Raw genomic sequence first — 13,946 nt, 5'->3', positions numbered from 1 at the left:
AGTTTGCTTCGTTCCCTATTAAGGTTGGAGAGTTGGGATAATCCAGCCATACGAGGGTAAGGATCGTTCTTGTATAGATTTGTTCGTGCGTTTTTTAGCTGGAAAACAATTCTTCTCACCACCGGAATCAGCGTTGTGATGCTTGCTTCCAGCATTTTATCGGTGGGCCTGCGATCCTATGCCTTGCCCGTCGGCTTCGCGGCTGCGTTGCTGCATTTCATGCTCTCCACGTGGCTGTGGCGTGACTTCGTGTACGGCGGCGCGGACTTCGATTCGGAGTACAGCTACGCTCCGTCCGGGATTCCTAAGAGCTGGTACATGCTGGTCTCATTTATCTTCCTCCTCGCTCTTACGCTTGGCATCGCCATCCTGGATGTGGAGCAAGGTTGTCGTTCATCGTTCATGAATGCGATGGATCTTTGCTAAGGGTGAAGATTGCTGCTGACTGTGGGTGGTAAGCAGCGGTCCCAATAGAGGAACCTTCTGCGGGACAGTTCCCTAGGCATGCGCAATGCGAAAGTGCACGAGACACAACGAGTGCGCCCCTGAACGTATTGCTCCTTGACGGCGACGTCGCGGTCCTCGCGCAACGGGCGTGCCTGATCGATAGTCTTGGGACATGCCCATCGAGACACCCGGCGCCACGCGCTCACCCGTAGTCGCAACCTGTGTTGTCCTTCTGGGCTTGCTCGCACTTTGGATGGCGCAGCCGCTCCTGCCAGGTTGGGCTTGTGCGGCCAGTCTTCCGGCGGCGTGCCCTCCGCAGTTGTTGCCTGTTCGTGCATCGCTGATTGGCGCAGGAATCCTCTCCGTGCTGCTCGCGACCCTCATCGTCGGGCTGTTGCTTCGGCCCAGAGCAAACCCGTGGCTGGGCAACATATCCCGATGCGCCGTCATCGCCGTGCCGATAATCCTGATCCTGACAGTCGCCACGCACTTCCTGATACCGCAGCCCTGACTCGCGCCTGCTTGGTTCGGATTGCCGGCCCGGACTTCGAAACACCGTGCCCCAAAGCGGAAGGCGAACGCTCTACGGGACGGTGTCAACAGTGAGAATCCCTCGTACTAGAGATTGAACTCTGGTGGATGCGTAAAACGGTGCCGATGACGGGCGTCCAAGTGGTGCATCAAACCGGATTGCTACCGGTAGTAAGGCTGATCCAGGGCCGGGTCAGTCAATACGATGTCCAGGCGCGGGTCTGCCATGAGCTGGCGTAGGGCCTCGGTGCTCGCTCCGATCCCGGCCCAATGAGGGTCGATATCGTTGGCAACACACCAAGCGCGATCGGCTGGCCAGACGAACGCAGGGTCGGGGGACTCTGGTTGACCGCCGGACGTTTCGTCCGTGGAGGTGCTCCATTCGCCGAGTTCCGACGCATGGCCCTGGAACAGAAGACATGAGCGATTCGGCACGTCCACTTTCGATCCTGCAAAAGCAGCGTCCCACACCCCCTCCCAGAAGCAGAAGTAAAGTTCCTGCGGGGTGCGACTATGGATTTTCAATACGGTCAGGACCAATTGGAGTTGCTCTGTTTCCGAGAGCCGGCCATCTGGGGTCGCAGCATCATTTTCGCTCTCGCCAGCGGATGTGGGGTCGGGTATGAACCGCAGTCTGCCATACGCCTGGAAGTCAGCCGGGCCGAAACTGACCAACTGTTGCCACGGCAGATCACTGGCCGTGATCCATTCCGCGGCGGATGCTTCTGTGCAGGGGCTGAGCGTCATGTTTTGACCCTACCGGAGAGCTGCTCCACCACCGTTGAGAGACGATATCGCACCTGTGGGTGCGCTTCCGCATGAGGCCCTGCGCGTGTGGGGCTGGTAGTTTTTCACGATTGAAATGATCCCGAAAGCGGAACCTTCATCGGACACTTTCCTGCTTCTATCCCGGCTCCTCGTTCCCGGTGCGGTGATCATGGCCAATTGTGGGTCCGCACGGCCTACATTGGAACCAGGCACGGCCCGGCACGGCGAGAAGACGAGGACAAATGAAAGCATCCAAGCTAGCCATCTACCTGGACGACGAGGACAAAGGGTTTTGGGATTTTGACGAATCCGGGCCTCTGGATCTGAGCCATCTGGCCGAGTTGGGTCCCCTGTGGGCCGTCAGTGCGCCGCATGCCAAAGTCACCAGCTTGCCCGCAGGGTACGACTGGTCAACCGTCACATCGGTGGGCATTCGATGGCATGGATGTTGGGCACCGGTGCTTCAACAGCAGCAGGTCGGGGACATCTGGATTTCACACGCCACCCAGCAGGCATTGTCCCAATTGGACCGGAAGCTCACCCACGAAAGGTATGAAGGAGGGGCACACCTGGAAAGGCCATCGCTGTCCGCGGACGATGCCTGGTTCATGCCCAGGTTCGAGGCCGAGCGCGTCACCATCGACACCTGCGCCGTAGCCGATTTCGCCAGCGCCGGACCGTTCACCTCCATTGGACATCTCTCATTCTCGGACGTCGCGGCGGTGCGCAACTTGGCGCAGCTGTCCCGGCAAGGCCACCTGGAAGTCCTGTTCCTCCAGGACACCAAGGTCCTTGACCCCGAGACCTTCTGGGACATCCAGGCCACGCGCGTCGTCGTCCATGGCATCAACCACGCGAACGTCCAGTGGTTCTACGACATCTGGCCCGATCGCCCGGACAACTGGTTCGAGCGCTTCCGCATCACCGGGTGCCTGGCAGATGACCTGTACCCCCAGGGAAACATCGAGGATCCCTTCGAGGGCTACAATTACCATCCAGACCTCGACGAGGAGGAACCATGGTTCGGGGCACTCGAATTCGACGTTGAGCCCATGCCCCGCACATCGATCACCGAGCCAAGGTTCTGGCAGATCATCGACCAGGCGCATGAATCCTGCGACGGAGGTGCCGAAGAGTTCGCCGAGGCCCTACGCGAAGGACTGCGTCAGTCCGACCAACAGGAAGTCGTGGCCTTCGACCAGCTGTACGCCCTCAAGACCCAAGCCCTGTACTCATGGGAGCTGTGGGGCGTGGCGTACCTGCTGCTAGGCGGGTGCAGCGACGATGAGTTCACGGACCTGCGCACCTGGATCGTGGCACAGGGCCGGGACTTCTACCTCTCCTGCCGCAAGGACCCCACCATGCTGGCCAACGGACAACTCAAGGACCCCACCGAGGTGATGGACGCCGAAGAGGTCCGGTACGTCCCCGATGAGATCTTCATGGAAATGACCGGCACCTCGATCGAGGAACAGTATCCCGACCAGCCATCGGCATCGATGGCCGGACAGGCCCCGGCCGGGGTGCCGTGGGACGACTATCCAGACAGGCTGGAAGCTCGCTTCCCCCAGGTCCAGGCGCTTTGAACGTAGCGACTCGTGCCTGTTGGTCCAGCAGGCAGACCGATCTCCTTCTTGGGATGGCGGCTCCGGCGTCCCGAAAGCCGAGCCAGATGACACAGGTCTTTGCTGCCGAATCAGTGGCGTCGTCCCGCAAGGGGCTTGTCCGGTTTGGCATTTCGGACCGTTCCGTAAGGGGGTCGATGACCGGTGGCCAGACTGGGTAGGCGAACGTATGAAGTTCAACGTGTGGCCGGTCCGCAAGCGGAACCCTCAGCGGGACGTCACTCAGGCGGCAGAGATCTAGGCCAGCATTACAGCCGGACGGCGGGCGGCTGACAAGAGTGCTTTGGCCCGGTTCTCCCCGTCGGGCATCAGCCGGACGGACCGCGAGCCCGAATGCATCCCCGCTGGCCCTGAGCCGATCGCGGTCAGGACGGCTCGGGCTCGGTGGTGCCCGCCCTTGGGAAACTACGGGGACCGCCACGCCAGGTTGGCAATCCAAGCCAACAAAACCGTCGTGAGAGCATTGGAGGGATTCAACGTTTCCTTGACTTGCACAATGCTTGCCATTCACATGGGCGCTTGGAATCCTTGGAATCTTTACTGGAAGATCAGGTGGTATCCGATGCCTGCCCAAACTGCTCGGGCTGCACTCCCCAAATTGCTGACCCAACGGACCTTCCAGTGGGGCGTTGCATTTGCTCTTATCTCGGCCGCATCGGCTGCGTGCTTTGCCGTCTTGGGGGCATATGGTTCGAGTCTCCCGCCGGGGCAGATATTCCATGCCGGGCTGGAACAAACGCAACTGATGTTCATCGCGCTCACTGTCGGCGGGCCGAGCGCGGCCATCGGCTTGTTTCCCTTGGTTCCCCCGCTCGTGGGGCTGATCCCCGTCGGATGGGTGAGGGTGGTTATGGGATCGATGGTCTATGTGGCGATCTTGGCCGCTGCGGCGTTGTGGGCGCTCTATTTCTTGATGCTGTTCCTCGTCGCGTTCTCGTTCAATTCATCCAAGGTCACAGCCGAGGACGGACAAAGCGTCATCGTCGCCCAGCAGGGCGTGCGACATCCCGGCTACAGAATATACCGCCAGATTTCCCCGTTCATCTACGGGGCGAGCCTCAGCGGCGACTCGGGCGAACGCGAGTTCCCGACGCAGCACTGCACCCTGGCCTCCCAGGGACCGGACCTTGTCTTGAGCTGCGACGAGTACACCATCCGCGTGCCGCCCGCACCGGAGTGAAGAACACTCCCAGGACCGACATCGTTTTGCTTCCCGTGCACGTAACCCCACCAGGACAGGAACCCCATGAAGAAGATGACCCTTGCCGCCTCGTTGCTTATCGGGGCACTGGGGCTTGCAGGCTGCACCACTGCGGAGCCGACGCCCGATCCCGACACGGCCAAGCGTCAGGCATGGGCCGACCAGAAGATCAACCAGTGGCTCAGTGCGAACAACTCGCAAAACCTGGACCAGATGGGCGATCCCTTTGACTTGGTCAAGTCCTGGGAATCCCCGGAGGAAGGCAAACTGGTGGTCTACGTCGATTTCAACGAAAACGGCGTGGTCGACCTCAACATGGTCTCCAACAACATCGTGCGCAGCGTCCGCCACATGGACGACGACTTGCTGTCCGTCGAGGCGGTCAACGGCGCCGGGCTCGGCATCACGAACCCCGGCAGCATCTCCACCTACCCGCGGCCGGACTAACCATTGTGCCTGTGGCAGCGCCGATACAATCCCGTAACAGGAACCTTCTGTGGGACGGAATTCTAGATCTTGAGGTCTTCTCATTCGAAATGGGTCACGGGGTCCGGCAGCCGCAGTCATGCTTGATCTCACATGGGCCAGCCCCAAGTGGCGCCCGGCGGAACGTCCGCATAGGCTCAGCAGTAAACCCATCAAAGCTAGGAACGACATGAAGAAGACGGGGTCTGGGGAAGATCGGTACGGAAATTCACGCTAAGGAGTCCGCTGCCTGTTGAATGGGGGCATGGCGGTCGATTTTCTAAGTGATGAGCAGGCCGCGGGGTTCGGCAGATTCCCCGACGAGGTATCGGCGGAGGACTTGGAACGCTTCTGTTGGTTGGACGATGCCGACCTGTCAGTGGTTGGTCGCCGCCGGGGAATGCACAATCGTCTGGGATTTGCCGTCCAACTGATCACGGTGCGGGCGGTGGGACGGTTTCTGACGGATCCGCTGGCCGTCCCGTGGCCGGTGGTGGAATCCCTCGCCGGGCAGCTGGGCATCGCCGATGCCTCGGTTCTCAAGTTGTACGCGCAACGGGGACAGACCGGTTACGAGCACGCCGCGGAAATTTCCGCCGTGTACGGGTATGTGGAATTCGCCGATCCGGCCAGGCACGAGGAGCTGAGGCTGTTCCTTTCGGCCCGGACGTGGACCTCGACGGAGGGACCGGTGCGCCTTTTTGAACGGGCGGCGCTCTGGCTACGCGAGCACAAGGTCCTCCTCCCCGGCGTCTCCACGTTGACACGCCTGGTCTCGGAGGTTCGTGCCGGATCAAATGACCGCCTCCATTCCATGCTGGTCGACGCGGCCGGACCCGCCTTGATCCTGGAACTTGAAGGCCTGCTGCACGTCGGGCAGGGCTCCAGGCTGACCGCGTGGGAGCTGCTGCGGACCGGACCCTCGAGGGTATCGGTGCCGGAATTGCTGCGGCAGCTGGACCGACTGGCACGCCTGCGGGCCCTGGGTGCCGGGACCATCGATCTGGAGACGATCCCCGAGGGCCGGATGAACGCCCTGGCCCGATACGGGTTGGCGGGCAAGGCCTCATCGCTTCGAGGACTATCCGGCCCGCGCCGCGGCGCAACCCTGCTCTGCGCCGTGCGCGCCTTGACGGCCGAGGTCGCCGATGATTTGTGCGATGCCATGGACGCCATTGTCACAGAACGCGTTCTGCGCAAGGCGGCCAGGGAATCCACCGCCGCCCGGTTGAAATCCCTGCCGCGCCTGTCGAGGGCGTCACTGCAGCTGGCAAAGGCCGCGAAAACACTGGTCGAGGTCCTGGGCAGTACGGAATATTCCAGCGCAGAGGCCGCCTCGGCGCTGGCCGAGCAGGTTTCCCTGCCCGAGCTACGCGCCGCGGTGGACGTGGTGAACGAATTGGTGAACCCCGAAGGCACCGAGGGCGACACCGCGGCGGAGATGATGCGCCGGTTCACCACCGTGCGGTCGTTCCTGCCGGCGTTGGCAGCCGCGGCACCCTTCGGGTCCACCGCGGGCGGGGCGCCAACGTTGGCGGCGCTGGCAGCGCTGCCGGAGATTCTGGATGGCCGCAGGAAGGACCCGGGCGAGGTTGACCTGTCCGTGCTCTCGCCGGCGTGGCAACGCCTCGTCACGGCTTCGGAAGACATCAATCGCAAGGCCTATACGGTGGCGGTGATGGAGGCCGTCCATAAGGCGCTGCGGCGTAGGGACATTTTCGTGGTGGGTGGGCGTCGCTGGGGAGATCCCCGGGCGCGGTTGCTGACCGACCCGGCATGGCAAGCAACCAAGGACGAGACCTTGAGGGCGCTCCAGCTGCCGGAAGAGCCAGCGGACCACCTGGCCGATGTTCGCCACCGCCTTGATGCCCGTTATCTTGCGGCGGCCGAGCAACTGGCCGACAATCCCGCGATACGCATTGATGATTCCGGCAAAGTCCACCTCTCACCTTTGGAGGCCAAGACGATACCGGAGTCCCTGGCACAGTTGCGGGGGCTGGTTGCTGGGATGCTGCCGCGGGTGGACCTGCCCGATGTGCTGCTGGAAGTGCATTCCTGGACGGGGTTCCTCTCGGAATTCAGCCACGTCTCGGAGGCCTCCGCAAGGATGGGCCAGCTCGATGTCTCGGTCGCCGCCATCCTGGTTGCCGAGGCGTGCAACGTCGGGCTGACACCGGTGGTCAAGGACGGCCACCCCGCACTGTCCCGCGGCCGCCTGACGCACGTAGATCAGAACTATGTGCGCGCCGATACGCTTCGCGCGGCCAACGCCCGGCTGATCCAGGCGCAGTCCGGTCTGGGACTCGCGCAACGCTGGGGCACAGGCTTGTTGGCGTCCGTTGACGGGATGCGCTTCGTGGTGCCGGTGTCCACCGTCAATGCCGGGGCGAATCCGCGCTACTTCGGCCAGGGCCGCGGCCTGACCTGGCTGAACTATCTCAACGACCAGGTCTCCGGGCTGGGTGCCGTCGTGGTCCCGGGGACGGTCCGCGATTCCCTGCATATTTTGGATGGGCTGCTCGATCTTGATGGCGGCCAACGCCCCGAGATGGTCGCCACCGATACGGCCTCCTACTCGGACCAGGTTTTCGGGCTCTTCACCCTGCTCGGATACCGGTTCTCACCCCGCCTGGCAGGGTTGCCGGACCAGCGGTTCTGGCGCGTCGACGCCACGGCGGACTATGGGAAGCTGAACGCGGTGGCCGGCCGCAACCGAATCAACATGGAGCTCATTACGGCGAACTGGCCGGACATGCTTCGCCTTGCCGGGTCCTTGACCGCCGGGACGGTGCGCGCCTCGGAAGTCCTGCGGGTCACCCAGGGCGGTGGGACACCGACCCTGCTCGGAAAGGCGTTGGCGGAGTACGGCAGGATCGCCAAGACCGAGCATCTGCTGGACTTCATCGATGCCGACGAGGGTTATCGTCGGCAAATCCACACCCAGTTGACTGTGCAGGAATCCCGGCATGCGCTGGCCAGGCTCATCTTCCATGGCAGGAGGGGACAGATACGCCAGTCCTACCGGGAGGGCCAGGAAGACCAACTTGGCGCACTCGGCCTGGTCCTGAACGCCGTCATCCTGTGGAACACCCGCTACTTGGACGCCGCGCTCACCGAGCTCCGCCACCGGGGAACCGGTGTTGCCGATGAGGATGTGAGGCGGCTTTCGCCGCTGGTCTCGGAACACATCAACATGCTGGGCCGCTACTCGTTCGCCACGGACTCCACCGGCACGCAGCTTCGACCCTTCCGGAACCCCGAGGAGGATCGGGAGGCCTGAACGAAGCAGTACTTTGTTGACCGCTACCGGCCCGCGGGGCAACCTTTACCGGACAAAAGCCCATGGCACCAGTCCGGCGCGTGGGAAGACCTTGCGGGAAAACAGCTAGCAGGTCGTCCCCATGCAGGTCACACCGTAGGGCTTGCAAGTCCCGCGCCAAAGTTGCCTTCCCTCGCTGACCTTCCTGATATTTGATTTCATGGTTCGATGCCTTCGCTGCAACTCGAATCCTGAGATTCGTTCCAGCCCGATTTCGTGACCTCTGCTGCGGGTCCGAGTGTCGGAGATCCCGGCAACCGCCCTGCCCGGGTCTGCAAGGGAAAACCCGTGGATCGTTGGTGGGACTCGGCATGTCCAAGTCCCCGCGCATCTGCCTCATCCTTGGGCATCGAGGGAAGCCTCGGTCATAGAGTCATTTGTGCCCTTGGGGGTGCCTACTCCGGAAATTCCTGCACGAGGGGATGGTCGAATCCGGGTGTCCCTGGAGTCAATCGGAAGCGGTAGGTCTTGGCGGTCTCTCCGTCCTTGGTGGTGTGCTCGTGCACGGGAGTCCAGCCGAGCCGTTCGTAGAATCTCCCGGCACCGCCCGGACCGGTCTTGGTCACCAGCTCGGCCAGGGGCGCCCCCGCCTCCGCAGCCCGGGCGAGAAAATGGTTGACCAGTTGTCCACCTATGCCGTGGTGCCGGGATGCAGGGTCCACCACGAGAGCGGTGATGACGGCAATGCGGGGCAAGAGTGCCGGCATCGTGCCGGCGTCGGCCGCCGCAGTGGCAGGGCGTTTGAACAGTCGGCGAAGGTAGGATCTTCCACGGGTGCGCAGGAACCCGAGGCACAACCGTGGCCGTCGAGCCAGAGCGAGAACTCCGTGGAGGCCCAGTCGGGTGCGGTGCCATTGCAGAACGTCATCGACGTGCCGCAATTGGTCGCTGGAGCCAAGCAGGAAACCCAGCGGCACCGGCCCTCCCGGGCCCTGGGCCTCGGCAATGAACGCGACCCCCCAGGGGGCCTCGAGGAAGGTCGCGTGCCAGTGACTCACGAACCTGTGCCCCAACCGGGGAAAGAGCCCGTCGCGCAGGAACCTGCATTGCCAGTCGGCCGTCAAGGGGAGGTCCGCGGGTGCGACGGGGCGTATCGTGACGCCCGAATGCAGGGTTTTTGGCATGGTGTTTTCTCGGGAGTGGGGGCGGAAACCGAGGGGGATCATTTGCCGTCCGCGCTGAAGGTTGTTCCGCCATCGGTGGAGCGTTCAACGCCGGTGGGAGTGGCAACCCAGATGTGAGGGCTCTCGTCCGGGCCGGCGGCGACGAGGGCCGAGGGCTGTGCGATGACCGCCCCGGTCGCCCGCCAGGTCCTGCCCGCATCCGAGCTCAGGTGCACGGCCCCGTTCGGTTCGATGCCAACGACCGTTGAAGCAGTGGCAAAGGCCGTGAGCAGCAGGACCGGCCGGTCCGAAGGAGAGGTCCAGGTTTTGCCGCCGTCGGTGGAACGGTGCACGCCTGCCTCCGTGGTGGCCAGGACGACGTCACCGGTCGGAGTCCCGGACAAGTGGTAGGGGGCGAATCCGGCATCGCGGGTCGTCCAGGTTTCCAGGTCTGCGGTGGTCTTCAGGGTTCCGTCGAAACCAATGATCCCGCTGCGGGTGACCGCCAAGGCGTGGAAGTCGGAGATACCACCCTGGGAAACTTCTTGCCAGGTTTCCCCGCCGTCCTGGGACCGGAGCAGCCCTGCCGGTTCAGGCAGGCCGGTCTCCGGCGCCGGGTGTCCGGAGGCGTAGTAGTGGTCGTTGCCTGCTGCCGCGAAGCCCATCAGGTCGATGGTGGGGCCAATCTTTTCCGGTGTTCCGGAGCCAAGGCCAAAGAGCCCGTCGTGGGTGGCCAGCATCACCTCCCCGGTTTCGGAATCCACGGACATGCCATGGATGTGGGCGAAGGGCTGGACCGGTGCAACTTCTGGTTGCGGGCCTGGGGAGGACGCCGGTGTGCAGGAGGTCAGCAAGAGCAGGAGGGCGGTGGCGGCGGCCATGCGGCCCCTGGTGCGGGCAGCGGGAAGGGAAGGGTTGATCATGAGGGAGTTCTCCAGAACAGAAAAATGGGGGGGAAGCCATGACGAGGGTGTTGCGGGGCGCATCGTGCGCCCCGCAACCAGTTGGCAAGGCGGTTTAGAGGCCTGCCAGCAGTTCCTTCATCTTCTCGATTTCCCCGCTCTGGTCCCGGGCCATCTTTTCGGCCTGGGCTACGGCGTCCGGGTTGGACCCGTTGGCGGCCTCTTCCTCGGCCATGGTGACGGCACCCTCGTGGTGCTTGATCATCTGGGTCAAAAAGAGCTTGGCGGCCTCGGTTCCCTGGGCGGCTTCCAGCGTGGACATGTCGTCCTGGCTCATCATGCCCTCCATCCCGTGGTCACCGGACATGGTGGCCGATTCACCCCACGCGCTGAGCCATCCGTTCATGGTCTTGATTTCCGGTCCCTGGGCGGCCTTGATCTCCTGGGCCAGGTCGGTGATCTCCGGGTCGATGCCGTCCTTGGCGAGCACCACCTCGCTCATCTCCACGGCTTGCTCGTGGTGCGGGATCATCATCTGGGCGAACGTCGCATCGGCGCCGTTGTGGTCGGCGGCCGCGGGGGTTTGGGCGGACGGGGAGGCGGTCATGGTGCCGTGGTCCATGCCGGGCGTGGTGGTGGTGTCCGTTCCGGTGTCGGTGGCGCAGCCGGTCAGTGCCAGGGCGGCTGCAAGAGCGGTCACCGAAATAAGGGTCAGGCGTTTCATGGAGTTTTCCTTCACAAGTCATTTGGATGCTGTCGATCGGCCCGCAGGGGTGCGGGCGCGCGAAAACTGGCCCGCACCAATGTGGCGGGGACAAGGTTTTACGTGCGACTGATGGACAGTTCGATCAGTGAAGGAGTCGGTGGGATGTGATCGGTGGCGCCGGTGACCGGCGGCGGGCCACGCAACCCCAGGCTGCCGGGAAGCACCAGGAGCACCGGGAGGAAAAGCCAGGAGATGCTGCCGGCCACTGGTGCCAGGTCACAGCCCGCGGCCTGCGGTATGTCCCCGCAGCAGCTGGGGCATTCCATCTCCGCCCAGACAGTCGCCGGGGATGACACCAAGGAATCGTGGGTGTGGTCCGCGGGACCGGCATGGTGGTGGTCCCCGCCGGTCGCAGTAGCCGCCACCGCGGAGCCGGCCGTGGAGGTTCCGGCGTGGGCGCCGGTGATGGTGTGCATTCCCATCAGGCCCAGGATGAGCAGGACCAGCCCCAGCAGGGCCGGCAGCGGGAGGAAAGACGCAGCGGGACGACGACGCAGCGGTGTGCCGATGCCCATGTCTCCCGCCTTTCGCTCGATTGCCTGCCCTCCAGCTTACCGGGGCGTTCCGGGGCCCGGCGTCCCGGGTGGGTGGATGGTGGTCGGGCTTAGTGGTTGGTGGTCGGGTCGAGCCTGAGCCGGCGCAGCAGCTGCGCGTTCAGGGCGACCACAATGGTGGATACGGACATCAGGATCGCGGCCACCGCCGGGGAGATGGCGACTCCGGCGAAGGCCAGGGCCCCGGCGGCCAGGGGAACGGCGATGATGTTGTAGCCCGTGGCCCAAGCCAGGTTCTGGATCATCTTGCGGTAGCTGGCCCGGGACAGATCGACCATGGAGAGCACTGCGCGCGGGTCGTTGCCGGCCAGGACCACCCCGGCCGATTCCACCGCGACGTCGGTGCCGGCGCCGATGGCGATGCCGACCTCGGCCCGTGCCAGTGCGGGGGAGTCGTTGACCCCGTCGCCGACCATGGCGACCTTTAGTCCCCGGCCCTGGAGCTCGGCGACCTTCTTGTCCTTGTCCTGCGGCAGGACCTGGGCGAAGACCTCGTCGATGCCCAGCTGTGCGGCCACGGCCTCGGCGACCTGTGCCGCGTCGCCGGTGATCATGGCGACCTTGATGCCGCGGTGCTGCAGGGCGCGGATCGCCTGGAGCGACTCCTCGCGCACCTCGTCCTCCAGTGCGATGGCGCCGATGACCTCTCCGTCCCGGATGACGTGGAGCACCGAGGCGCCGCGGTCGGCCCACTGCTTGGTGCGTGCGGCCAGGGCCGCGGGGATTTCGTGGTGTTCCTCGGCGATCAGGTTCGGCCCGCCGACGGCCATCGTGGAGTCCTCGACCTCGGCGGTGACCCCGCGCCCGGTCAGTGATGCGAACCCGGTGGCCTGAGGCACCGCCATGGCCCCGGACCGTGCCGCTTCGACGATGGCCCGGGCGGAGGGGTGCTCGCTGTCGGCCTCGACGGCGGCGGCCAGCGCCAGCACCTGGTGATCCTCCACGTTCTCGGTGCCGGCGAATCCGGTCACGGCGGGCCGGCCCTTGGTCAGGGTGCCGGTCTTGTCGAAGAGCACGACGTCGATGGTGCGCATCCGCTCCAGGGCGATGCGGTTCTTGATCAATACCCCGGCGCGGGCCGCCTGTTCGGTGGAGATGGCGATGACCAGCGGAATGGCCAGTCCCAGGGCGTGCGGGCAGGCGATGACCAGCACGGTCACCGTGCGGATGACCGCTTCGTCGGGGTTCCCCAGCAGCATCCAGATGATGAAGGTGAGGATGCCGGCACCGAGCGCGAAATAGAACAGGAACGCGGCGGCCCTGTCGGCCAGGGCCTGGGCGCGGGAGGATGATGCCTGGGCTTCTGCGACCAACCGTTGGATGCCGGCCAGCGCGGTATCGGCACCGATGGCGGTGACCCGCACCCGCAGGGCGCTGTCGGTGGACACGGTGCCGGCGATGACGGTGTCGCCGGGGCCCCGGGGAACGGTCCGGGATTCACCGGTGATCATGGATTCATCCAGCTCCGCCCGGCCCTCGGTGATTTCGCCGTCGGCCGGAAGGCGCGCCCCGGAGCGGACCAGCAGGATGTCCCCGGCGGCCAGTTCGGACAGGGCCACGGTTTGGGTGCCGGTGTCGGTGATGCGTTCGGCCTCGTCCGGGAGCAGTTCGGCCAGGGCATCCAGGGCGCCCCGGGCCGATCCCAGGGCGCGCATCTCGATCCAGTGCCCCAGCAGCATGATGACCACCAGCAGCGACAGTTCCCACCAGAAGTCCAGGTTGAAGCCGCCGATGCCCAGGGTGGTGGTCCATGAGGCGGCGAAGGCGACGGTGATGGCCAGGGAGATCAGCAGCATCATTCCCGGCTGCCGGTTTTTCAGTTCGCTGGCGCCGCCCTTGAGGAACGGGGCGCCCCCGTAGAGGAAGATGACGGTGCCGAGCACCGGGGGGATCAGGGACGAGCCGGGGAACACGGGGATGTGGTAGCTCAGCAGGTGTCCGACCATGGGGCTGAAATAGACCACGGGGAGGCTCAAGGCCAGGCTGAGCCAGAACTTGCTCCTGAACATGGCGGTGCTGTGCCCGGCATGCTGCCCATGGTTGTGGACGACATGGTCATCCTCGGCACTCGAGCGGGCATGCCCATGCGGGCGTTGTTCCCCCGCTGGCTGCCCGGCAAAAGGATGGTGGTCTTGTTGCTGATCGACGGGCATGGGCCCGGGGTCCATGCGATGGTGACCGGTGTTCATGATTCTCCTTCAATCCCGGCGGCGCCGCGTCCGGGGATTCGGCGGAAGTGGATCCTCCGGGCACCGGAATCCGATA

12 protein-coding genes are annotated in these 13,946 nt (G+C 64.4%); 6 read left to right on the top strand and 6 right to left on the bottom strand.

Features of this window, described 5'->3' with window-relative positions:
• Positions 1-69 precede the first annotated feature (69 nt).
• Entirely contained in the window at positions 70-426 is a 357-nt protein-coding gene (locus tag AC6CHY_RS13920) for a hypothetical protein (protein WP_498227097.1), read from the top strand.
• Positions 427-619: 193 nt separating this feature from the next.
• On the top strand, positions 620-958 hold the full coding sequence (locus AC6CHY_RS13915) for a hypothetical protein (RefSeq protein WP_498227096.1): 339 nt from the start codon (positions 620-622) through the stop codon (positions 956-958).
• Positions 959-1,140: 182 nt separating this feature from the next.
• Here AC6CHY_RS13915 and AC6CHY_RS13910 read toward each other — a convergent pair whose 3' ends face one another.
• Complete coding sequence (locus AC6CHY_RS13910; protein WP_498227095.1) at positions 1,141-1,725, bottom strand: hypothetical protein; 585 nt, start codon at positions 1,723-1,725, stop codon at positions 1,141-1,143.
• Positions 1,726-1,988: 263 nt separating this feature from the next.
• Between AC6CHY_RS13910 and AC6CHY_RS13905 the strand changes: the two genes are divergently transcribed.
• From AC6CHY_RS13905 to AC6CHY_RS13890, 4 genes are all read left to right on the top strand, one after another.
• Entirely contained in the window at positions 1,989-3,332 is a 1,344-nt protein-coding gene (locus AC6CHY_RS13905) for a DUF4240 domain-containing protein (RefSeq protein ID WP_217387997.1), read from the top strand.
• 535 nt (positions 3,333-3,867) lie between these two features.
• Positions 3,868-4,551, top strand: coding sequence for a hypothetical protein (locus AC6CHY_RS13900; RefSeq protein ID WP_217387998.1), 684 nt, complete (start codon positions 3,868-3,870; stop codon positions 4,549-4,551).
• Between the two features lie 66 nt (positions 4,552-4,617).
• A complete protein-coding gene (locus AC6CHY_RS13895; protein WP_217387999.1) occupies positions 4,618-5,019 on the top strand; it encodes a hypothetical protein in 402 nt (133 codons plus the stop codon).
• A 283-nt stretch (positions 5,020-5,302) separates the two neighbouring features.
• Positions 5,303-8,317, top strand: coding sequence for a Tn3 family transposase (locus AC6CHY_RS13890; RefSeq protein ID WP_217388000.1), 3,015 nt, complete (start codon positions 5,303-5,305; stop codon positions 8,315-8,317).
• Positions 8,318-8,751: 434 nt separating this feature from the next.
• Here the strand turns inward: AC6CHY_RS13890 and AC6CHY_RS13885 are convergent, their stop codons facing one another.
• From AC6CHY_RS13885 to AC6CHY_RS13865, 5 genes are all read right to left on the bottom strand, one after another.
• On the bottom strand, positions 8,752-9,480 hold the full coding sequence (locus tag AC6CHY_RS13885) for a GNAT family N-acetyltransferase (protein WP_217388001.1): 729 nt from the start codon (positions 9,478-9,480) through the stop codon (positions 8,752-8,754).
• 38 nt (positions 9,481-9,518) lie between these two features.
• Complete coding sequence (locus AC6CHY_RS13880; RefSeq protein ID WP_217388002.1) at positions 9,519-10,382, bottom strand: F510_1955 family glycosylhydrolase; 864 nt, start codon at positions 10,380-10,382, stop codon at positions 9,519-9,521.
• A gap of 94 nt (positions 10,383-10,476) precedes the next feature.
• Positions 10,477-11,085, bottom strand: a complete 609-nt coding sequence (locus AC6CHY_RS13875) for a DUF305 domain-containing protein (protein WP_217388003.1) — start codon at positions 11,083-11,085, stop codon at positions 10,477-10,479.
• A gap of 98 nt (positions 11,086-11,183) precedes the next feature.
• The gene (locus AC6CHY_RS13870; protein WP_217388004.1) at positions 11,184-11,642 is read right to left on the bottom strand and encodes a hypothetical protein; all 459 of its coding nucleotides are present in this window, start codon (positions 11,640-11,642) and stop codon (positions 11,184-11,186) included.
• An 89-nt stretch (positions 11,643-11,731) separates the two neighbouring features.
• The gene (locus AC6CHY_RS13865; RefSeq protein WP_254455849.1) at positions 11,732-13,870 is read right to left on the bottom strand and encodes a heavy metal translocating P-type ATPase; all 2,139 of its coding nucleotides are present in this window, start codon (positions 13,868-13,870) and stop codon (positions 11,732-11,734) included.
• Positions 13,871-13,946: the final 76 nt, after the last annotated feature.

This window comes from Paeniglutamicibacter sp. GQ140 (assembly GCF_059759235.1).
This window is presented reverse-complemented; position numbering and strand designations above follow the sequence as displayed.